This is a genomic window from Lutibacter sp. HS1-25 (assembly GCF_004121075.1).
Lineage (GTDB): Bacteria > Bacteroidota > Bacteroidia > Flavobacteriales > Flavobacteriaceae > Lutibacter.
Genome location: NZ_RHLN01000003.1, coordinates 16,806 through 39,614 on the forward strand (window position 1 = coordinate 16,806; position 22,809 = coordinate 39,614).

At 31.2% G+C, this 22,809-nt stretch carries 19 protein-coding genes; 8 read left to right on the forward strand and 11 right to left on the reverse strand.

The genetic code is table 11. The features are described from left to right. Nucleotides 1–9: 9 nt before the first annotated feature. The gene (locus EC396_RS02340; RefSeq protein ID WP_129365103.1) at nucleotides 10–3,456 is read right to left on the reverse strand and encodes a methylmalonyl-CoA mutase family protein; all 3,447 of its coding nucleotides are present in this window, start codon (nucleotides 3,454–3,456) and stop codon (nucleotides 10–12) included. A gap of 141 nt (nucleotides 3,457–3,597) precedes the next feature. Between EC396_RS02340 and purU the strand changes: the two genes are divergently transcribed. From purU to EC396_RS17815, 3 genes are all read left to right on the forward strand, one after another. Then, entirely contained in the window at nucleotides 3,598–4,452 is an 855-nt protein-coding gene (gene purU / locus EC396_RS02345; RefSeq protein WP_129365104.1) for a formyltetrahydrofolate deformylase, read from the forward strand. Between the two features lie 197 nt (nucleotides 4,453–4,649). Further along, a complete protein-coding gene (locus EC396_RS02350; protein ID WP_129365105.1) occupies nucleotides 4,650–5,219 on the forward strand; it encodes a DUF4136 domain-containing protein in 570 nt (189 codons plus the stop codon). Nucleotides 5,220–5,281: 62 nt separating this feature from the next. Further along, the gene (locus tag EC396_RS17815) at nucleotides 5,282–5,452 is read left to right on the forward strand and encodes a DUF5522 domain-containing protein (RefSeq protein ID WP_164975184.1); all 171 of its coding nucleotides are present in this window, start codon (nucleotides 5,282–5,284) and stop codon (nucleotides 5,450–5,452) included. Nucleotides 5,453–5,461: 9 nt separating this feature from the next. On the opposite strand, the gene EC396_RS02355 is transcribed toward EC396_RS17815, so the two are convergent. Together EC396_RS02355 and pyrF are read right to left on the reverse strand one after the other, a co-directional pair. Beyond that, the gene (locus EC396_RS02355) at nucleotides 5,462–6,268 is read right to left on the reverse strand and encodes an ABC transporter substrate-binding protein (RefSeq protein ID WP_129365106.1); all 807 of its coding nucleotides are present in this window, start codon (nucleotides 6,266–6,268) and stop codon (nucleotides 5,462–5,464) included. A gap of 132 nt (nucleotides 6,269–6,400) precedes the next feature. After that, a complete protein-coding gene (gene pyrF, locus EC396_RS02360; RefSeq protein ID WP_129365107.1) occupies nucleotides 6,401–7,222 on the reverse strand; it encodes an orotidine-5'-phosphate decarboxylase in 822 nt (273 codons plus the stop codon). Between the two features lie 74 nt (nucleotides 7,223–7,296). On the opposite strand from pyrF, the gene EC396_RS02365 reads away from it, so the two are divergent. From EC396_RS02365 to EC396_RS02380, 4 genes are all read left to right on the forward strand, one after another. Continuing rightward, nucleotides 7,297–8,373, forward strand: a complete 1,077-nt coding sequence (locus EC396_RS02365) for an ABC transporter permease (protein WP_129365108.1) — start codon at nucleotides 7,297–7,299, stop codon at nucleotides 8,371–8,373. 124 nt (nucleotides 8,374–8,497) lie between these two features. Continuing rightward, the gene (gene tpiA / locus EC396_RS02370) at nucleotides 8,498–9,256 is read left to right on the forward strand and encodes a triose-phosphate isomerase (RefSeq protein WP_129365109.1); all 759 of its coding nucleotides are present in this window, start codon (nucleotides 8,498–8,500) and stop codon (nucleotides 9,254–9,256) included. Nucleotides 9,257–9,343: 87 nt separating this feature from the next. Continuing rightward, complete coding sequence (gene prmA / locus EC396_RS02375; protein WP_129365110.1) at nucleotides 9,344–10,174, forward strand: 50S ribosomal protein L11 methyltransferase; 831 nt, start codon at nucleotides 9,344–9,346, stop codon at nucleotides 10,172–10,174. Between the two features lie 90 nt (nucleotides 10,175–10,264). Then, nucleotides 10,265–10,540, forward strand: a complete 276-nt coding sequence (locus EC396_RS02380; protein ID WP_129365111.1) for an ATP-dependent Clp protease adaptor ClpS — start codon at nucleotides 10,265–10,267, stop codon at nucleotides 10,538–10,540. A gap of 53 nt (nucleotides 10,541–10,593) precedes the next feature. Here the strand turns inward: EC396_RS02380 and EC396_RS02385 are convergent, their stop codons facing one another. The 4 genes from EC396_RS02385 to EC396_RS02400 are packed head-to-tail and all read right to left on the reverse strand — an operon-like array spanning nucleotide 10,594 to nucleotide 14,831. Next, nucleotides 10,594–11,301 (reverse strand): SIMPL domain-containing protein, encoded by a 708-nt coding sequence (locus EC396_RS02385; protein ID WP_129365112.1) that lies wholly within the window; start codon nucleotides 11,299–11,301, stop codon nucleotides 10,594–10,596. Nucleotides 11,302–11,328: 27 nt separating this feature from the next. Continuing rightward, nucleotides 11,329–12,870 carry an acyl-CoA carboxylase subunit beta gene (locus tag EC396_RS02390; protein ID WP_129365113.1) on the reverse strand — a complete coding sequence of 514 codons (1,542 nt, stop codon included), beginning with the start codon at nucleotides 12,868–12,870 and terminating at the stop codon, nucleotides 11,329–11,331. A gap of 21 nt (nucleotides 12,871–12,891) precedes the next feature. Next, complete coding sequence (locus EC396_RS02395; protein ID WP_129365114.1) at nucleotides 12,892–14,334, reverse strand: acetyl/propionyl/methylcrotonyl-CoA carboxylase subunit alpha; 1,443 nt, start codon at nucleotides 14,332–14,334, stop codon at nucleotides 12,892–12,894. An 11-nt stretch (nucleotides 14,335–14,345) separates the two neighbouring features. Continuing rightward, the gene (locus tag EC396_RS02400; protein WP_129365115.1) at nucleotides 14,346–14,831 is read right to left on the reverse strand and encodes an acetyl-CoA carboxylase biotin carboxyl carrier protein subunit; all 486 of its coding nucleotides are present in this window, start codon (nucleotides 14,829–14,831) and stop codon (nucleotides 14,346–14,348) included. 334 nt (nucleotides 14,832–15,165) lie between these two features. Between EC396_RS02400 and EC396_RS02405 the strand changes: the two genes are divergently transcribed. Beyond that, nucleotides 15,166–15,477, forward strand: a complete 312-nt coding sequence (locus EC396_RS02405; protein ID WP_129365116.1) for an isoamylase early set domain-containing protein — start codon at nucleotides 15,166–15,168, stop codon at nucleotides 15,475–15,477. A 347-nt stretch (nucleotides 15,478–15,824) separates the two neighbouring features. On the opposite strand, the gene EC396_RS02410 is transcribed toward EC396_RS02405, so the two are convergent. The 4 genes from EC396_RS02410 to EC396_RS02425 form a co-directional block, all read right to left on the reverse strand. Beyond that, the gene (locus tag EC396_RS02410; RefSeq protein ID WP_129365117.1) at nucleotides 15,825–16,508 is read right to left on the reverse strand and encodes a hypothetical protein; all 684 of its coding nucleotides are present in this window, start codon (nucleotides 16,506–16,508) and stop codon (nucleotides 15,825–15,827) included. Between the two features lie 5 nt (nucleotides 16,509–16,513). Beyond that, nucleotides 16,514–19,813: an alpha-amylase family glycosyl hydrolase gene (locus tag EC396_RS02415; RefSeq protein WP_129365118.1), complete on the reverse strand. Its 3,300-nt coding sequence runs from the start codon at nucleotides 19,811–19,813 to the stop codon at nucleotides 16,514–16,516. 80 nt (nucleotides 19,814–19,893) lie between these two features. Next, nucleotides 19,894–21,621, reverse strand: a complete 1,728-nt coding sequence (locus EC396_RS02420; RefSeq protein WP_129365119.1) for a SusF/SusE family outer membrane protein — start codon at nucleotides 21,619–21,621, stop codon at nucleotides 19,894–19,896. A gap of 22 nt (nucleotides 21,622–21,643) precedes the next feature. Continuing rightward, nucleotides 21,644–22,807 carry a SusE domain-containing protein gene (locus EC396_RS02425; protein ID WP_129365120.1) on the reverse strand — a complete coding sequence of 388 codons (1,164 nt, stop codon included), beginning with the start codon at nucleotides 22,805–22,807 and terminating at the stop codon, nucleotides 21,644–21,646. Nucleotides 22,808–22,809: the final 2 nt, after the last annotated feature.

Sequence of the window (22,809 nt, forward strand, 5' to 3'; positions counted from 1 at the left end):
GCTTCAAAACTACATATTTCTTCTATACTGTCCGCCAACTTCAAACAAAGCTTCGGTAATTTGACCAATTGAGCAAACTTTACAAGTTTCCATTAATTGTTCAAACATATTTTTATTCTCAATTGCTTTTTGTTTTAAAAGTTCTAGTTGTTTTGTGGTTTTTTCAAAATTTCCATCATTTAAATTTTTAACAACTTTAATCTGTGTTTGTTTTTCTTCTTCGGTTGCTCTAATTATTTCGTGTGGCAACGCTGTAGGTGAACCTTTGCTGCTTAAAAAAGTATTTACGCCAATAATAGGAAAATCTCCATTGTGTTTTAAGGTTTCGTAATACAGGCTTTCTTCCTGAATTTTACTGCGTTGGTACATGGTTTCCATAGCGCCCAAAACACCGCCACGTTCTGTAATTCGGTCAAATTCTTGATAAACAGCTTCTTCAACCAAGTCGGTTAATTCTTCAATAATAAAAGCACCCTGAATTGGATTTTCATTTTTTGTTAAACCTAGTTCTTTGTTGATAATCAATTGAATAGCCATTGCTCTGCGCACACTTTCTTCGGTAGGCGTGGTAATGGCTTCATCGTAAGCATTGGTGTGCAAACTATTGCAATTGTCGTAAATGGCATATAGCGCTTGTAGCGTAGTTCTAATATCGTTAAAGTCTATTTCTTGCGCATGCAAACTTCTGCCCGATGTTTGAATATGGTATTTTAACATTTGCGCTCTTGTATTGGCACCATATTTATTTTTCATAGCTTTTGCCCAAATTTTACGCGCAACTCTACCAATTACAGCATATTCTGGGTCAACACCGTTTGAGAAGAAAAACGATAAATTTGGCCCAAATTTATTGATATCCATGCCTCTAGAAAGGTAATATTCAACATAGGTAAATCCGTTAGCCAGTGTAAATGCCAATTGCGAAATTGGATTGGCACCCGCTTCAGCAATATGATAGCCTGAAATAGAAACTGAATAAAAATTTCTGACATTGTTTTTAATAAAATATTCCTGAACGTCACCCATTAAACGAAGCGCAAATTCTGTTGAAAAAATACATGTATTTTGAGCTTGATCTTCTTTTAAAATATCAGCTTGTACGGTTCCTCTAACTTTTGAAATGGTTTCAGTTTTAATTTTTTGATAGATGTCTTTTGGTAAAACTTCATCACCTGAAACGCCTAAAAGTAGCAAACCCAACCCGTTATTTCCTTCTGGTAAAACACCTTGATATTTAGGTCTTTCAACTCCTTTTTCCTTGTAAATTGAAGCGATTTTAGCTTCAATATCAAATTTTAAATCATTTTTAAGAATGTATTTTTCACATTCCTGATCAATAGCGGCATTCATAAAATAAGCAAGCATCATGGTTGCAGGACCATTAATAGTCATAGAAACTGAAGTCATTTCATTGGTTAAATCAAAACCAGAATACAGTTTTTTTGCATCGTCTAAACAACAAATTGAAACACCCGAATTTCCAATTTTACCATATATGTCGGGTCTAATTGCAGGGTCGTTTCCGTATAAAGTAACCGAATCAAAAGCCGTAGATAAACGTTTTGCAGGCAATCCTAAACTTACATAATGAAATCTTCTGTTGGTACGTTCAGGACCTCCTTCGCCTGCAAACATGCGGGTTGGATCTTCGCCAGTGCGTTTAAATGGAAACAAACCGGCAGTGTAAGGAAATTCTCCAGGAACGTTTTCTTCTAAATTCCAGTATAAAATGTCGCCCCAAGCTTCGTATTTTGGCAAGGCTATTTTAGGAATTTGAAGGTGCGATAGCGATTCACTATGTGTTTTAATATTGATTTCTTTATCGCGAACTTTGTACGAATAAACATCGTTTTTGTAAGCTTGTTTTTTAGTTTCCCAATTTAATATGATATTCCAATTGTGTGGATTTAAATCCATTTTTACTTTTGAAAATTCTTTAAAAAGCAGACTTAAAAGTTCTTTAGATTGGTCACTTAGCGTAGTAGAAGTGTGTTGAAAACTATCTTCATTTAAACCAAACTTAGACAGGCTCAGTTTAACATTTGAAACACTTTCAATAGTTTTAAAAATACCAAATAGTTTTTGAGCAATTTCTTTTTGCTGAAAACTTTGTGCACCGTACAATCTATTGTTTTCTGATATTTCAGATAAGTATCGGGTGCGATTTGGCGGAATGATATATTGTTTTTCACTCAATTCTCCAGTACTTTTAAAAGAGCTGTTGAAATTAGCACTGGTTTTATTATTCAGTTTTTCGATAATTGATTTGTACAATTCATTGGTGCCAGGATCGTTAAATTGTGAAGCAATAGTACCGTAAACAGGCATAGAATTTACATTGCTATCCCATAAATTGTGATTGCGTTGGTATTGTTTTTTCACATCTCTTAAAGCATCTAAAGCACCTCGTTTGTCAAATTTATTTAGTGCAATAATATCAGCAAAATCAATCATATCAATTTTTTCTAATTGAGTTGCAGCACCATATTCAGGTGTCATTACATACAATGAAACATCACAATGGTCTAAAATTTCAGTATCACTTTGACCAATTCCAGAGGTTTCTAAAATCACCAAATCATAATTAGCGACTTTTAAAATAGCAACGGCATCACTAACGTGTTTTGATAGCGCTAAATTAGACTGTCGTGTAGCCAAAGAGCGCATATAAACGCGATTGTTTTTAATGGAATTCATTCTAATTCTATCACCCAATAAAGCACCTCCAGTTTTGCGTTTTGAAGGGTCAACAGATACAATTCCGATAGTTTTTTTTGGAAAATCGATTAAAAACCTACGCACAATTTCATCTACAATTGAAGATTTTCCCGCGCCTCCAGTACCTGTAATTCCTAAAACGGGTACTTTTGCCGCTACCGATTTCAATGGCGTAAAAAGTTGCTGAAATTCTTCGTATCTATTTTCAGCAATAGAAATTAAACGGGCAATTGTTGTTACCTCTTTATTTTTTAAACTTTGCGCAATTTCCTTCTCTTTGTTAAGGATTAAGGATGGGATTGGAAAATCACAAAGGACCACCATATCATTAATCATACCTTGCAAACCCATTGCTCTGCCATCATCGGGTGAGTAAATACGTGTAATGCCATAATTTGTTAATTCCTTAATTTCTTCAGGAAGAATTACACCACCGCCACCACCAAATAGGCGTATTTGTGAAGCTCCTTTTTCAAGTAACAAATCGCGCATATATTTAAAATATTCGATATGACCGCCTTGATACGATGTTATTGCAATGGCATTTGCATCTTCCTGTATGGCGCAATTCACAACTTCTTCAACACTTCTGTCATGTCCCAAATGAATAACTTCAACACCAGTAGCTTGTATAATACGGCGCATAATATTAATGGCCGCATCGTGACCGTCAAATAAGGCAGCGGCGGTTACAATACGTATTTTATTGGTCGGTTTGTAAGCTGTGATTTTTTCCATTTCGTAATATTTAAGCTTATTTATGATGCAATTTATGATTTTTTTAAATTAATAAGCGATAATTTATTGAATATAAAACTTTTAAATAATAAGTCTTAGCTATGTATATTTTGTATAATTTTGCAACTTAATTTTTTTAAAATGAAAAGGATAACAATACTTATAAATTGTAAAGACAAACAAGGAATTATAGCTTCAGTAACCACCTTTATTCAACAACAAGGAGGTAATATTGTGTATATAGATCAGCATGTTGATAGAGAAGATGCCATGTTTTTTATGCGTTTGGAGTGCGAATTTTCAAAATCGACTTTTGTAACAGAAAATTTTGAATCGCTTTTTAGTGACAAAATGGGGGCTGAATTTAATATGAATTGGTATTTGTTCGATTCAGATGTAAAACCTAAAATGGCATTGTTTGTTTCTAAATACGAACACTGTTTGTACGATATTTTAAGTAGGTATAGTGCCAATGAATTGGATGTTGAAATTCCGTTGATTATTAGCAATCATCCAGATTTAGAGCATATTGCTCAAAATTTCAATATTCCTTATTACTATATCAAAGTAACAAAAGAAAACAAACAAACTGCTGAAGATTTACAAATGAAATTATTAGCCGAATACAAAATTGATTTTATTGTATTGGCACGTTATATGCAAATAATTTCGAGTAAGTTAATTGAAGAATATCAAAATAAAATCATCAATATTCACCATTCATTTTTACCAGCTTTTCCAGGGGCAAAACCATATCATTCTGCTTTTCAAAGAGGGGTGAAAATTATTGGAGCAACAAGTCATTATGTTACCGAAGATTTAGATGAAGGTCCTATTATTGAACAAGATATTACACGAGTTACGCATACAAACACCATTAAAGATTTTATACTAAAAGGTAAAGATTTAGAAAAAATTGTATTGTCTAGAGCTATAAAACTCCATACAAAACACAAAGTTATGGTGTACAAAAACAAAACGGTTGTATTTATTTAAACTAGTTAAAAAGGTAACGTTGTTTGCCTTTTTTTATGATTTAAATTTAAAGCAAATTATTAAAATAAGTGTTTAAAATTGAATCGTTTATTTGGTATGGTTGTTGATAATTATATCAATATAAAATTGCTATTTAAATTGTTTTTTTATTATTGTAATTGTTATATAAGTACCTAATTAGTTAAATATTTTTTGAAATGAAAACTATAAAATTTCTAACAGTAATAGTTGTTTTTTTAACGCTAGCTTCTTGCTCTTCAGTAAAAGTTATAGCAGATTACGATCAATCAACCGATTTTACAAAATATAAAACTTTTGCATTTTATAAAAAGGGAATTGATAAAGCCGAAATTTCGGATTTAGATAAGCGTAGAATTTTAAAAGCTGTTGAAGCTCAATTATTGGCAAAAGGATTTACAAAATCTGAAAATCCAGATATTTTAGTCAATATTTTTACAAAGGCTCAAAAGAAAGTGAATGTTTACAACAATGATTTTATGGGGTATGGATATGGCTTTGGAGGTTATTACGGATGGTATCCTTGGTATTATGGTCCTAATTTTGGCCCACAAATTTCTACTTATACTGAAGGAACTTTGTTTGTTGATTTTATTGATGCAGCAAAAAAAGAATTAATTTGGCAAGGAATTGGTAGCGGAGGTTTAAATACTTCGGGTAATGTTACTAAAAAGGAAGAAAGAGTAAAAGAGTTTGTTAACCAAATTATGGCGCAATATCCACCTGCTCCTGTAGTTGAAAAAAAATAAAGTGAATTTATATTTTTAATATAACGTTCCAATAGTATTGGAACGTTTTTTATTTTTGCCAAATGGAATTTAAAAATACAATACCTTCAGAAGAAGGAGATTATTATGTAAATGAGCAAGGTTACCGTGTTTTTACCGAAAAATACCATTTAAAACGTGGTTATTGCTGTAGAAATGGATGTAAACATTGTCCGTATCATTACAATAAAAAAACTGATTCGTTTGATAAATAATGAATGGTTTTAAAAATGACTTTCTAATTTTTTGTGTAGCTCCTTAAAATAATCAAAGGCTAAAAGCATTCTAGATCCAAACCAGCTAAACATTTCACCATCTCCAAAAACGGTGATAGAACGGTTGGTATAAGTGGCAATTTCCATTGCGTGTTCATCTTTAAACGGAAAAGGCTCTGAAGATAAAATAACAACATCAGGATCGCCTTCGTGTCTAATTCTGTTGATTTCAACTTTTGGATAACGACTCATATCTTCATAAATGTTTTCAAAATTGTTGAGTTGTAACATTTCATTGATAAATGTATCATTACCAGCAACCATCCACGGTTTTGCCCAAATAAAATAAGCTACTTTTCGTGTAGGTTTGTCTTTTACAAATTGCTTAAAATGGTCTAATTTAAATTCTATTTTATGAACCAAATTATCACTTTCAGTTCTTCTGTTTAAAATAGTACCTAAACTTAAAATTAAATCAATAGCTTGCTGAATGGTATTTACATCAGAAAAATAAGTAGGTGCAATTTTTTCCAATTCAGGAAGCATTTCATAAGTGTTTTCTTCTTTATTACAAAGTATAAAATCGGGGTTTAGTGCTTTAATTTTATCGTAATCAACTTTTTTAGTACCACCAACAATTGTTTTGGTTGATTTTAAATGATAAGGGTGAACGCAAAATTTTGTAATACCCACAAGTTCATTTTCTAAAGCCAAATCACATAACAATTCTGTTTGCGAAGGCACTAAAGAAATAATTCGTTTAGGTGCTTGTTTTAATGTGATTTCTCTTCCAATTTGATCTCTAACTGTTTTCATTTTAAAAATATGAATTACGATTTTTAGACACTATTTCTTATGTAAATAGCTACATTGTTAATAAATTTCAAGTAAAAGTAACTTTCGACTTCACTCGGAATGATATTTTTTAAAACTTCTAACTTCTAACTTCTAACTTCTAACTTCTAAAATAGCTGCCATTTCTTTTTGCAATTTTTCAGCTTCAATTTGAGCAGTTTTTGCAAAATTTTCATCTTTTCCAGCATAAATAATACCTCTAGATGAATTGATTAATAGTCCACAATCTTTATTTAAACCATATTTACAAACGTCTTGTAGGTTTCCGCCTTGCGCACCCACACCAGGAACCAATAAAAAATGATTTGGTACAATTTTTCGGATAGCTGAAAAATATTCAGCTTTGGTTGCACCAACAACAAACATTAAGTTTTCAGAATTTTTCCAAGTCAAGGCTGTTTTTAAAACTTCTTTATACAATTCGTTTTCACCAGTTTTTAAACCCTGAAAATCCAATCCACCTTTATTTGATGTCAAAGCTAAAAGTATGGTTGTTTTGTTTTCAAAAGCTAAAAATGGCTCAACAGAATCGCTTCCCATATAAGGAGCAACAGTAACCGAGTCAAAATTTAAATCTTCAAAAAAAGCTTTTGCGTACATAGTTGAAGTATTTCCAATATCGCCACGTTTTGCATCGGCAATGGTAAAAATTTCAGGATAATTTTGATTGATATAATTGATGGTTTTTTCCAAAGCCATCCAACCTTTAATTCCGTAAGCTTCGTAAAAAGCAGTATTTGGTTTATAAGCAACGGCTAAATGATGTGTAGCGTCAATAATTTGCTTGTTAAATTCAAAAATAGGATCTTCTTCCTTTAGTAAATGTGTTGGAATTTTAGCTAAATCTACGTCCAATCCAATGCATAAAAAAGATTTTTTTTGTTGAATTTGGGCAATTAGTTCTTGTCTGTTCATATGTTCAAATAAAGAGTTGTGCAAAAGTAGTAATTTTAATAGTTTAAGTTATATTTGTTGTCAAATAATACACATTGTTTAGTTATATTTTAAATAAATTAGGTTACGGATTGTTAACACTTTTTGGTGTTGTAACGGTTATTTTCTTTTTATTTAATGTGTTACCTGGTGATCCAGCTCGTATGATGTTAGATCAGCGTGAAGATGCAGAACAATTACAGAATATTCGAAAAAAATATGGTTTTGATCAACCAATTTCAACCCAATATTTGTATTATTTAAACGATTTATCTCCAATTTCTATTCACAGTAACAGTTCTAAAAATTACACGTATTTAGATGCTTCAAAATATAGTTATACAAAATTGTTTTCAGTAGGAGGTGAGACCATTGTAATTAAAAGTCCGTATTTGCGAAAATCTTTTCAAAAAAACGACAAAGATGTTGCAGATGTTATTTCAGAAACTCTACCAAATACTGCTGTTTTAGCAGTTTCGGCAATTACAATTGCCATTATTGTTGGTATCTTTTTTGGGATACTTTCAGCTTTGTATAAAGACACTTTTTTTGATAGAATTATTGCCGTAATAAGTACTTTAGGAATGAGTGTTCCATCGTTTTTTTCGGCCATTTTATTTGCTTGGTTGTTTGGTTTTGTGTTGCATAAATACACCCATTTAAATATGACAGGTAGTTTGTATGAAGTTGATGATTTTGGTGAGCATATTTACATTCAATGGAAAAATTTATTGTTGCCTGCCATTGTTTTAGGTATCAGACCTTTGGCGGTGGTTGTGCAGTTAACACGTAATTCGTTGTTAGAAGTTTTAAATCAAGATTATATTAGAACTGCCAAAGCAAAAGGACTTTCAACATACAAAATAATGAAAATCCACGCGTTAAAAAATGCATTAAATCCGGTTGTAACCGCCGTGTCTGGTTGGTTTGCATCTATGTTGGCAGGAGCGGTTTTTGTTGAATATATTTTTAACTGGAACGGTTTAGGGAAAGAAATTGTAAATGCCTTAAACACTTTAGATTTACCTGTAATTATGGGAAGTGTTTTAATAATTGCAACAATGTTTATTTTGATAAATATTTTGGTAGATATCTTGTACGGGGTTTTAGATCCTAGGATTAGGCTGAAATAAGTTTTTTAACTGAGTTTCAATCGAAAACGATTGCGGAATCAATCTAATTTTTAAGCAATTTTTTACGTATAAAACTGTAAATTTGTAGCTTTAATTAGAACTATAAAAAGTAAAATATAATATCATGAGAAAACAAATTGTAGCAGGTAACTGGAAAATGAATAAAAATGTTCAGGAATCAACTGAATTAGCTAGTGAAATTGTTGAAAAAGTAAAAGGTTTAGACCTTGGTAATACAAGAGTTATTGTAACACCAACGTTTGTAAACATTAGCGAAGTTGTAAAAGTTACTAAAGGTTCAGCTGTTGAGGTTGCTGCTCAAAATATGCATCAAGCAAAAAGTGGTGCTTTTACTGGTGAAATTTCTGGTGAAATGTTAACTTCTTTAGGTTTAAAAACAGTGATTTTAGGTCACTCTGAAAGACGTGAATATTTTGGTGAAACAGATGCTATTTTAGCTCAAAAAGTTGATGCTGCTTTAGCAAATGGATTAGAAATTGTTTTCTGTTTTGGTGAAGTTTTAGCTGAAAGAAAAGCTGATAAACATTTTGACGTTGTTGAAAGTCAAATTAAAAATGCATTATTTCATTTAGATGCAGCAGCTTGGAAAAATATTGTATTGGCTTATGAGCCAGTTTGGGCAATTGGTACTGGAGAAACTGCTTCACCAGAACAAGCGCAAGAAATGCACGCTTTTATTCGTAAAATTGTTGCAGATAAATACAATGCAGAAGTTGCTAACAATGTTTCAATTTTATATGGTGGAAGTGTAAATCCAGGAAATGCTAAAGAAATATTTTCTAAAGAAGATGTTGATGGTGGTTTAATTGGTGGTGCTGCTTTAAATTCTGATAACTTTTTAGCTTTAATTAAGTCATTCTAAGACAATTAAAATTATAATAATATTAAGATACGGTTTTCTTTCGTTTTGAAAGGAAACCGTATTTTTGCATTTTGAAAATAATAAAATATGATAAAATATAGAGGATACATTTTTACAGTTTCTCCTAAAGAGCCAGGAACTGAAATTTTAATTGCTGAATTGGGTGAGGCTGGTTTTGAAAGTTTTGTAGAAAATGAAGAAGGTGTATCAGCATATATTCAAGAAGTTGATTGGAATGACGCAATTTTAGAAGATATTCAAATTTTAAATTCTGATGAGTTTCAAATTTCTTTTGTTGAAGAAGTAATTGAACAAGTAAATTGGAATAGTGAATGGGAAAAGAATTTTAATCCAATTCAAGTTGATGATTTGGTAAGTATTAGAGCGCCTTTTCACGAGAATCCAAATTTGCAATATGATATTGTTATTGAACCAAAAATGAGTTTTGGTACAGGGCATCATGAAACGACACATATGATGGTGCAACAGTTAATGGAGATGGATTTAACGGGTAAAAAAACCTTAGATATGGGCTGTGGAACAGGAATTTTAGCCATTTTTGCTGAAATGAAAGGTGCAAATCCTATTGATGCAATTGACATTGACAATTGGTGCTACGAAAATTCAATAGAAAATGTAGAACGAAATAATTGTAAAAATATTTCTGTTTTTGAAGGTGATGCAGCTTTGTTAAAAAACAAACATTATGATGTAATTATAGCAAACATCAACAGAAATATTTTGTTAAATGATATGGCGCATTATATGAATTGTTTAAATGCAGGTGGAACTATTTTATTTAGTGGTTTTTATCAGGAAGATATACCATATATAGATGCTGAAGTTACAAAATATGGTTTAAAATTAGACAAAACTATTGAACGTAATAATTGGGTTTCGTTAAAATATAATAGGTAAATTTTGATATTTTTAAAATGCTGCTAACAAGTGTTTTGTTAGATTGTTTAAGATTGTTGTAAAATATTTTTTATAAATTTGAAAGTGATTATGAGTACGAAAAGAAAAATACAAGAAGAAGTTGATGTTTTAGAGCAGGAAGCAAATTTACACGAAATTGTGTTGTTTAATGACGATGTTAATACTTTTGACCATGTTATAGACTCGTTAGTTGAAATTTGTGATCATACTTTTGAACAGGCTGAACAATGTGCTTTATTGGTCCATTATAAAGGAAAATGTGCAGTAAAAACTGGTGAATATGAAGATTTGAAACCACGTTGTAGTTTGCTTTTAACAAGAGGGCTATCTGCTGAAATTATATAAAAAAAATCCTGAAGAAATTCAGGATTTTTTGTTTTAAAAGTTGTTCTTTAGGTCTAATCAATTTTAAATTTAACAACAACTTCAGTTTCAACTTTTATCTTTTTAAATTCAATGTCAATAGGCTCAAACTCTTGTTTTTTTCTTGCTGAATAACCAACAACAACCATTTCGTCTAATTGATTTCTATTGTATTGATAACCTTGGTTTACATTGTCTGATATTTGTAGCGCAGTTCCTGTTTTTTGATTTAAAGGTTTGGTTAAATAATCAGCTTGTCTTTTTGCCTTTAAAATTGCTTTTGATTTTAAAATCAATTTTACATCTTCAATATTTGAATGTTCTAGTTTTTCTAATTCTACATTTGAAATGTTTAAATTTTCAAGTGCAATAATAACTTTTCCAGCTGTTTGAGCATCAAAAACAAGCAACGAATAAGCTTTGCTTTTCATGACATCTTTTTGTTTTAAAAAATAATTTTTGAAATTGCTAGCCAAATCTATTAAAGCTAAATTTTTTGAAGTGTCAATTCCCAAATCCTTTAAAGCAATTTCCATTTTATTTTCTAATTCTTCAACAGAAATTTTATCTTTTGTATCGCTTTCATTAATTAATATTTTCAAATAAATTTTGTCTGCAGTTACCAAAGTATCAACACTTGCACTAGTTTCTAGATAAGGTTGATCAATAAAATTTTTTGTTTGAGAAAATCCAAAATTAACCATCAATAAAATGGCAATAATTAGGGTGCATTTTTTTTTCATATTACTTTCTATTTGTTTTTTGTTGATTTATAAAGGAATGTTACCGTGTTTTTTATTGGGTGTAATTACTGTTTTTCCTTCTAGCATTTGAAATGCTTTTATAAGTTTTCTTCGGGTATTTTTTGGATGAATTACCTCGTCTATAAAACCTCTTTCAGCAGCGCCATAAGGATCTGTAAATTTAGATGCATATTCTGCTTCTTTTTCTTTCCATTTTTCATCCGGATTTTCAGCAGCATTGATTTCATTTTTGAAAATTATTTCAGCAGCACCTTTTGCACCCATAACAGCTATTTCAGCAGTTGGCCAAGCAAAATTCATATCAGCACCAATGTGTTTAGAATTCATTACATCATATGCGCCACCATAGGCTTTTCTGGTAATTACTGTAATTCTTGGCACAGTGGCTTCACTTAGTGCATATAATAATTTTGCACCGTTTTTAATAATGCCATTCCACTCTTGGTTGGTACCAGGTAAAAAACCAGGAACATCTACCAAAACTAACAGTGGGATGTTAAAACAATCGCAAAATCTTGTAAAACGAGCACCTTTAATGGAGCTATCCACATCTAAACAACCAGCCAATTGCATTGGTTGATTTGCTACAATTCCAACACTTCTTCCTGCAATTCTAGCAAAACCAACAATAATATTTTTTGCAAACGACTCTTGAATTTCAAAAAAGGAATCTTTATCAATAATACCTTTTATAACACCATGCATATCGTATGCTTTATTGGAATTTTCTGGAACTATATTTTCAAGATCTATTCGCAATTCATCACCCAATTCATAGGGAATTTTTTTAGTAGTTTCCTTGTTATTTTGAGGAATGTAGCTTAGCAATTTTTTAATATGTTCCAAACATTCAACATCATTTGCTGAAGTAATATGAGTAACACCAGATTTTGTAGCATGTGTATTTGCGCCACCTAATTCTTCAGAAGTTACTTCTTCGTTGGTAACAGTTTTAACAACATTTGGGCCAGTTACAAACATATAACTGGTGTTTTCAACCATTAAAGTGAAGTCGGTTATAGCAGGTGAATAAACAGATCCACCAGCGCAAGGCCCCATAATTGCAGAAAGTTGCGGAATAACCCCTGAAGCCTGTACATTTCTGTAGAAAATATCAGCATAACCTCCCAAAGACCTTACGCCCTCTTGAATTCGTGCTCCTCCAGAGTCGTTCAATCCTATCAATGGTGCTCCAACTTTTAATGCCTGATCCATAATTTTACAAATTTTTTCAGCGTGTGTTTCGGACAGTGAGCCACCAAAAACGGTGAAATCTTGTGCAAAAACATAGACCAATCTTCCACAAATTGTGCCATAACCAGTAACAACACCATCTCCATAAAAATGTTGTTTTTCCATACCAAAATCATTGGATCTGTGTGTAACCAAAATGCCCATTTCTTCAAAAGAATCTTCGTCTAATAAATAAGCAATTCGTTCACGGGCGGTTAATTTCTTTTTTAAATGTTGTATTTCAATGCGTTTTTTTCCACCACCTAAATAAGCAGCTGCAATTTTTTCATTTAATATTTTTTTTCTTGAATCCATATGGTTGAATACTATAAAAGATTAATTATTAGGAATTTTTAATATTTTTTGCGCTTCTAAATACATTTTTAAACCAATAATTGCAGCGAGTTGAGCCTCTTCTTCAATTTCTTTTTTTAGTTTTTCGGGTGAATAATATTTTTTAACAAAGTGCGTATCAAAATTTCCGGATTTAAAAGCTTCATGCTGACAAACAAATTTCCCAAATGGTAGTGTTGTAAAAATACCTTCAACAGTATAATTATCAATTGCTTCAATCATTAATTGAATGGCTTCTTCACGGTTTTTTCCATAGGTTATTAATTTGGCTAACATTGGGTCGTAATAAATAGGGATATCCATACCTTCTTCAAATCCATTGTCAACTCTAATACCTTCACCAACGGGCAGTTTGTAGGTAGTTAATTTACCAATGCTTGGTAAAAAGTTGTTCATAGGATCTTCAGCATAAATTCTTAATTCAAGTGCGTGACCGTGTATTTTTAAATCGTCTTGTTTTATGGTTAATGCTTCGCCTCGAGCGATTTTAATTTGCAATTCTACCAAATCAACATTTGATATTAACTCGGTAACAGGATGTTCAACTTGTAAGCGGGTATTCATTTCTAAGAAATAAAAATTCAGTTCACTATCAACTAAAAACTCTACTGTTCCAGCGCCTAAATAGTTGCAAGATTTGGCAACTAATATGGCTGCTTTTCCCATTTTTTCTCGTAACTCTGGAGTTAAAATTGTGGAAGGAGCCTCTTCAATAACTTTTTGATGACGGCGTTGTACACTGCACTCTCTTTCAAATAAATGTAAAATATTTCCGTGGCTGTCTGCCAAAACTTGAACTTCAATATGGCGAGGTGAAGTAATGTATTTTTCAATAAATACGGCACCATCTCCAAAAGCAGAAACGGCTTCACTAATAGCACGCTGCATTTGCTCTTCAATATCTTTTTCATTTTCAACAATACGCATTCCTTTACCGCCGCCGCCTGCAGCAGCTTTTATTAAAATAGGAAATCCAATTTTACGTGAAATTTCTATGGCCTTTTTAGGATCAGTAATGGCGCTGTCGTAGCCAGGAACCATTGGGATGTTGTAATTTTTAACAGCATCTTTAGCCGCCAATTTATTACCCATCATTTCAATAGATTTTGATTTTGGGCCAATAAATATGATATTATTTTTTTCACATAATTCTGCAAACTCGGCATTCTCACTTAAAAATCCATAACCTGGATGAATAGCATCAACCTGAAGTTTTTTTGCTTCTTCAATAATTCTTTCACCTACTAAATACGATTTGTTTGATGGCGATTCACCTATATAAACACATTGATCAGCAAATCTTAAATGAAGTGCATTTCTATCTACTTCAGAATAAATAGCAACAGTTTTTATGCCCATTTTTCGAGCAGTTTTCATCACTCTAATGGCAATTTCGCCTCGGTTGGCAACTAATATTTTTTTCATTTTTATAAATATTAAAAAAGTTCAATTAATAGTTCGCCCTTTTCAACAGTATTGTTTTCTTTAGCTTTTACCACTTTTATAACACCATCTTTAGGCGCACAAATTGTATTTTCCATTTTCATTGCTTCTAAAATAAGCAGTACTTCACCTTCTTTTACCTTTTGATTAGGCTTTACGTTTACTTTTAATATTGAACCAGGCATAGGAGCTTTGATAATATTTGTTTTTTTATCAGCACCTTCAGAAAAACCCATTTTATTGATAAGGTTATCTAGCTCATTTGAAATTTTGATGGTATAATTATTGGCATTTACTTTAACATTGTATTCTTTATTGTTAAAGTCAGATTGTAAAATTTGTATGTTGTGCGGTTTTGTGTTGTGAAGTACATGAAATTTTAATGGAGATAAGTTTAAAATATCTAGTTTTTCTACGTTTAAACTATTTAAATCATATTCAAAAGATTCATTCACTTTTACTTTGTAGTATTTATCCATAGTTTTTCAATTTTTATAAAATATTGATTTAGATAAATTTATAAATTTTAATTTTAATAAATGAATGTAATTGTTAATTAATTATTTTGTTTATTTCTGAAGTTGGAATAATTTAAACATTTCTTAATTAATTAACATTAAAAATGCTATTAATAAATTTGAATATTTTCGCATTTTTAGATGAAAATAATAGGATTTCTTGTTCTTGTGTCAATTTAACCCGCATTGTTAATAATGGAAAAATTAGGTTAATATAGTTTATAAATAAGAAAAATGAGTTGTATAATAAACTGTGTATTAGCATTATATTTGTTTAAAATTAAAACCAAATATTATGAGTTTAAAAAAGCAATATTTAAAAAGTAAACCAGTATGTAAAGTAACTTTTTCAATGACAAAAGATGCTGTTTCTGGTGCTGCCAAAGTAGATTTATTAGGGGAGTTTAATAATTGGAATACAGCAGAACCCGTTAAAATGAAAATGTTAAAAAACGGTTCATTTAACGTTACACTTGACTTACCAATTGATACTGAATTTCAATTCAAGTATTTGTTAGATGGTGAAAAATGGATTAATGATGATAGTGCAGATAAATATGTTAATAGCGGTTTAGGTACTGAAGAAAATTCGGTAGTTGTATTGTAAAATAGCAAATTTTAAAAAATATTTTAAAACAAAAAAAGAGAGTAGGGATACTCTCTTTTTTTTATTTACTACTAACTAAAAAAATCAAAAACATTACTTAATGTGATAAGTAAATGAATTATGAGACAAAAATATATAGAAATGTAAGTTCAAATAATGACTTTTATCAGTTCTTTGTAATTATTTTTTTAAAATGATTTTTTTTATGATATGGATTCAAAAATATTAGAAAATTTGTTTTTAATATGCTTTTCAAATGCTTGAAAACTAGTTTTTTAAAATTAAAAACCACCTAAATATTTAATTTAGGTGGTTTTTAGTAAAATTAAAAATAATTTTAATTTTTGTTAATCTGTTTTAAAATTCCACACTTGCCCTGTAGTTTGCCCGCCTTGCCCATCTTTAACAACAATTTTCCAATAGTAAGTTTTTGACGCTTCTAAAGTTGGTGTTGTATAATTAGTAGCAGTTTGATTTGACGATTTAATAGTTACGGGTGGATTTACAGTATCAAAATAAACATCGTAAGTTAACGGGTCGTTATCTGCATCACTTGCAGTCCATTTTAAATTAGCAGTAGCTGTTTGTACAGTTGAGCCTAATTCTGGAGTAACTATCACAGGTGAAAATGGTAAATAATTAGAATCACCAAGACCTTCAGTATAAAATTCGTTTGTTGATGATGGTGAACTAGACAAGCCTTCGTTATCCTTAGCTGTTACTCTCCAGTAAAATACAATGCCTTTTTCTAATGAAATTAGCGTAGATGTTGTATTGACAGTTTTTGAATCTGTTATTGGAGAAAATGAACTAGATTTAGATACTTCAACCAAATAAGTTAAAGATTTTCCTTCAGGATCTGTTGATGCATTCCATTGAAAATTTACAGCATTATTGATACACAATTCGTTGTTAGCAGGGTAAACTTGTACAGGAGTTGATGGTGCTTTATTTGCCGGAGGAGGATCATCTCCACCGCCACATGACCAAATAACAATTCCTATGACTGCTAAATATAAAAATTTTTTCATTTTACTTATTGTTTTAATATTTTTATGGTATAAATAGTATCTGTAATAACGCGTGCAAGATACAATCCTTTTGGTTTATTTTCAATATTTAATTGTACTTTCCCATAAATTACAGGATATGTTTTTGATGATATTAATTGAGATTGCATATTGTACAATTCTATGTATACTTCTTTTTTGGCAATAGGTAGCTCAAGTGTAATTATTCCGGTTGTTGGGTTTGGGTATGCTGAAATATTTTCAAAAGCATCCATTTTTTTAGAAAATACACCTTCACACTTTACATTGGTTTTTACTTCAATTAAATCACCTGAATTGGCATCTATTGAAAATGATGTATTGTTAGTTTGTAGTATTTCTATGCCGTTTACCAAAACATCAAATGGAGGAGTGCCTTGGGTAATATCAATATTCATTTTATTTGAATTTACACTAGCTTTTCCTTCAATTTTAAATCCTGCTTCAATAGTAACATTGTAACATTGAGAAAATGTTTCACCATCAACAGTAATACAAAAATCAAAATTGCCTGGAGCTAAATTTTCAACAGCTAATTTTTTTGTAAATTGATACACTTTGCCTTTAATTGTGGCGCTATAATTGAGTGTTTTTTCAGCAATAATAAGTAGTTTTCCATTGGCTTTATTAATACAAGTTTCGCCTGTAGCTTCAATTTTAAAATTGGTTGAAGGTAAAGTAAAAATAGGGCAACCTGTACTATTAACTTTAATGCCTTCCATTGTATTTGGACATAAATCTTCAGTGTCAGGTACACCATCATTGTCACTGTCATCAGTCGCAGTTCCGCCCCTAGGGTCAAGTAAACGCGTTGTTGAATACATTTTATATTCTCCAGGTTTTAAGGTAATAGTTTGTGATGTACTATTTACATTTTTTTGTTCACCAGTAAAATATTCGTACCAAGTACCTGTTTTTGTAAACGTAGTTGATATATTTTTTTCAACAATATCAAAATTACCAACTATCACCACATCCATACTTGCATTTTTTAAAGTAATGGATTTTGAATAGGTATTACCAACGTTTATTTCAAAATTTGTTGTGTTGAAAACATTTGGGTATTTGGTTTTAAAAGCGATTAAAGTAGCCCAAGTATTGTAAATGTGTTTTCGGTTAATATTGTCTGTATAATCCCACTTTATAGGTTTTCTGCCAACTCTACCATTTTCATCAATACTAAAATCGTAGCCTAATTCGCCAAATTGCCAAATCATTTTTGGTCCAGGAATGGTAAAAAAGAACATTGCTGCAATTTCTTGTCGAGACAAGGCTGTATTTAAATCTTTTACATTGTAATTAGAATTGGAGTTTCCATATTGAAGGTTTTTATACATCAAGCGTTCTTCATCATGGCTTTCCATATAGCCCATTATATTGGGGTTATTCCAACCTCTATTTTTATACGACATCCAAGAAATATCAGATTCGCTGCTGTAACCCATGGTGTTTTGATTGTAGCTATGATTTAGATTTCCCCAAAGCATAATGCCATAATTTGCCAATTCTTTTTCTTCAGTATTTTCAGACAAATGTTCAAAAATAACGTAAGGTTTGTTTGCGGGGTTATGACTCCAAACGTGATCAGCATAATTTTTTAAGATAGCAATTCTAGCGGCATCGTAAGCACTTGCCCAGTTATTTTCACCATAATACAAAGTATTTGAAAAACCTTTGGTGAAATCAAATCTGTAACCATCAATTTTATATTCATTGATCCAATACGATAAAACATCTTTAAAAAATGAAACAGTATGTATTGATCCATGGTTAAAATCATTTCCCCAATGTGCACTTGTGTTGTCTACTAAATTGTGATCTTCGTTGTACCAAGGATTGTCAGCTGCAGGTTTACTTTTTTCACTATTCCAATACATTTGAGCCATTGGAGATTGGTCGAATGAATGATTAAAAACAACATCAACAATTACTGCAATACCACGTTTATGACATTCATCTACAAACTTTTTAAAAGCATTTTTTGTTCCGTAAGCTTTGTCTAAAGCCATATATAATGCCGGATTGTAACCCCAGCTGTCAGTACCTTCAAATTCATTTATTGGCATTAATTCAATTGCATTTACACCTAATGAAGCTAAATAATCTAAGTGTGTTGCTGCTTCATTGTACGAATCAGATTCGGTAAAATCTCTAATTAAAAGTTCATAAACAATTAAATTATTTTGATTTGGTTTGGTAAAATCAGTAATATTCCAAGCGTAATTTTCTTCATTAATTAAAAAAGTAGAAACATAACCAGTGGTTAAATTGGTAGGATAATTTTTTAGGTTGGGATAATTTCCGTCTTTGATGTATTGATCTGTGTCTGGATCTAATATTTTTTCAGAATAAGGATCAGCAACTTTAATGTTGTAATCAATCATATATTGATAGGCGTATTCTGTATTGATATCTAAATTTGGTATTGTTAACCAAAAATCGTCACCATCTTTTTTTAATTGGTAGTTTGGGTTTAATTTCCAGTTGTTAAAATCACCAATTAAAAAAACATCATTTTTTAAAGGTGCTTTTAATAAAAATGTAACTGAATTATCAGGGTTCTTATTTAAGCCATATTTTAAACCTGTAGGTTTTGTTACTTCCTGAGTTGGGGTTTTTACATAAACTGAAATTTCAGTTTCCATATTTTCTGTTGAAGTTACAGCTGTTACTTTTAAAGTTTGTAAACCAGAAGAAGTAAAGGTGTATGGTTTTGAAATTGTTGTAGAAGCAGTTGCTGTTTGTTCAGAAATTCCATTTACAAAAAGTTCTAAATCTGCATTTATAGAAGATTCGGCAGCAATTGTAATAAGTTCGTTTAATTGGTAAATATTGTTATTTGTAGGATTTGTAAAAGTAACATTTAAGCCATCGGCAAAAATTTTGATAAAAATATCTGGTCTTGTTTGTTTAGACCTGTCAGCTGATCGAAATACAATTGCAATATCTGTTACAGTTTCACTACTAGGAATATTGTAGAAAGTTTTAATATTAGGAGTGATTTTAAATTGGTAAGTATTTGCTGCTATTTTTGTGAGCTTTGCTTTGTCGATATTGGTATCCCAATTAGCAATAACATATTTCCAATCTGAAGTGCTTGTAGATTTATTGGTTAAAACGCCAGTATGAGCATATATGTCGCCGGTGTAGTTTTCTAATTCGGTTCCAGAAGTGTTAAGGGTTACAATAATTTCTGTTGATGCAGTTGGTATTGTAGGCACAGTACTAACTTGCGAAAATGCAATATTTGAAAATATTAAGAAGAGTAGAAGTACTGTTTTTTTCATTTTTTGAATATTAGATAGGTTGCTATTAAAAAAAAAGGCTGCCGATATCAGCAGCCTTTTTAGTAAAAATTAAATATAAATTACTTGGAAAGTTTTATTGTTCCATTATTAAAATTAACAGTTATGGTATAAGTACCATCAGTTGTTACTTTAATGTTTTCTTCACCATTTTGCTCTATTACCAATGGGCTTGTTTTGTTTTGCGCAATGTCATTTGCCCAATCTCCACCAGTGTTAGATTTTACAAATTTAAATTCGTCATTAGCTGCTAATGCTTGTGTAATTTCAAAAACATTGGTTGCAACTTCTGTAAATTTAGGGTTTCCAGCATCATTATTCCAGCCTCTAAAACTTCCCACTAAATACAATTGAGTAGGAATCACAATTTTTGAAACAATGATGTCATTGGTAGTATAGTTATAAGAAATAACATAAGTTCCATCTTCAGCAACTTTTATGTTTTTTTCACCATCACCATCAAAACCTTTGTTAGGGTTATTTGGATCTTCACCAAAATCTCCAGACCAATCAATATTTGTTGGTAAGAATTTAAACTCATCACTTGCTTTTAAATCGCGAATTAAAGAAAATACCCCAGCACTTGGATTGCCCATTTTTATCGCAGCAGTAGGAGTCCAAGCAGGATCTGAAATTGTTCCAACTAAGTAAAGGTTGTTAATTTCTTTCATTGTAAATGTAAGAGCATTAAAATCTACTGTAATTAGATATTGACCTGCAGGGTATCCACCAATATTTGGATCACCACCTTCATTAATTATTGATCCAGGGTTGTTTGGATCTTCTTTCCAAGCACCATCCCAAGATGTGTTAGTTGGAATAAATTTAAATTGGTCTCCATCAACTAAATGAGCTGAAATTGTAAACGTATTGTCTCCATTGTTATGGAAAGGAAATGCTGTAGCAGGATCCCATCCAGTTAATGATCCAATTAAGTATAAATTATCTGGAGCAACAACTTCTACCAATTCAATTGTTTTAGAATTTGTATCTAAAATTAAGTCCCAAGCACCTTCTTCACCTGTAAAGCTAAAGTTCATTTCAGTATCGTTAGCATTTACAAGTAGCGGATCAATTGTGTATCCTCTTGAATCAAAATATTGGTAATTGTAACTAATATTTGTTTCACTTGGTTCAGCAAAAAATCTAAAAGTACTGGCAGTTAATTCAACTCTATTTTTAAATACGCCATCAGTATTTACCAACATAACATCTGAAGCTAAGGCATCACCTTTAATTGAAATCTCATCACTTAAACCTGTAAAATATGGTGTAATTGTAATGTTGATTATTTCTGAATATTGAACTGCAATTGAAGCCCCTAAAATAGTTTGTACTCTTACGTCAACTACGTTAGCTTCATCAAATTTTACAGATAAAGCAGAAGCAATTTTAACCAAATTTACAGAAACTTGATTCATCGCTTCATTCAATTCTCCAAAAGTTAAGGCTCTTGTCAATTCAGTAGTTCCAGATGCTGCTAATGGAATAGTTACAGCTGTTTTGAATTCATTACCTGTAATGTCCATTTGAACATAATACAAGATACTTCCATCATTATCACCAGTTGCAGCTTCCCAAGTTAATGCAACTGCTTCATCAGCTTCATTACCAACAGTTGTATCTGTTGTTTGAACAATGTTGAAAGTAGTTACACTAGGAGTGTTTAGAACGGCACCAATTAATAATGGATCGGTAGGTTCTAAAGGATTAATAGTCACTTCGTCTGGAGAACAAGCTCCAAACGTAAGTGCTATTATTGCTGTGAATATAAAAATTATTTTTTTCATGTATTTTAGTTTAAAAGTTCTATTAAACGCCAGTTGTTGTTACTGCTCCGTCAAGATCAATAGTTATAGTTATAGTAGCAGATCCTGCTCCCATTTGGAAGTTTGGAGAATTTGGAATGTCATAGGCAAATAAATCTGGTCCACAGTTAAAAGCCCAATCATTGGCATAAATTTCAGCTCCTGTATTTTTAGATCTAAACTTTAATTCACCAGCATCTAAATTGGCTGTAATTTTCCAAGTATTAGAAGCAATATCATAAGTCATAGGAGTTTCATCAGACCATCCGCCTGCTGTTGCATTTCCAATAATTCCCCATTGCATTTTAACAGTTTTGTAAGTTAAATTATCAATATCAACTTGGATATAGTACAATCCGTTTGATTCAAATGAAATATTTTTACTTTCACCACTATTAATTAAGATACCAGAATTTGTTCCGTCATCTCCATAGTTACCAACTACGTTAGCCCAATCTGCTTGGTTTGAAATGAATTTTAAAATGTCTGATGAACTTGCTTTTACATAAGCTTCAAAAACTTTTGTAGTACCATCTCCAATATATCTCATTTGAATTGCTTCAGTAGGAGTCCAGTTAGCAGCACCGTAGTAACCTTGAACAGAACCAACAACAAATAACTCAGGTTCAATAACAATTATTTCTTCATAAGCTTTGATAGAAACAGTTATAGATTCTGAATATTTTAGATTTCCAGATACGTTAGAAGCACTAATTACACGAACTTCATAATCATTTGGTATTGAAAAATCAATAGGATTTGCAGCACCATCTGTTACTCTGTTTGTATTTACCTGATTTACAGTTAAATTTAAGTCTCCAAAAGTTACTTCTTGTTTTATGTCGGAAGTTTTTTGTTCGCTTAAAGGTAAATAAGCTGCATTTCTAAAGTTATTTCCTTTTAAGTCTAATTGAAGTGTGTAGACAATTAATCCACCATAGCTTCCTTTAGCTGCACTCCAAGTAAAAGCAGTTGCAGTTTCGTCTTCGTTACCTGTTACATTTTCTGTTGTTTCAATAACAGTAAATTCAGTTTCTTCAGGCGTATTTATAATTGCATTGGTCGCAATTGTTTCAGACGGAAGAATGTCAATGTTTGCGTCATCATCTTCACAGGACCATAATCCAACAAAAATCAATGCGAAAAATATATATTTTAGTTTTTTCATTT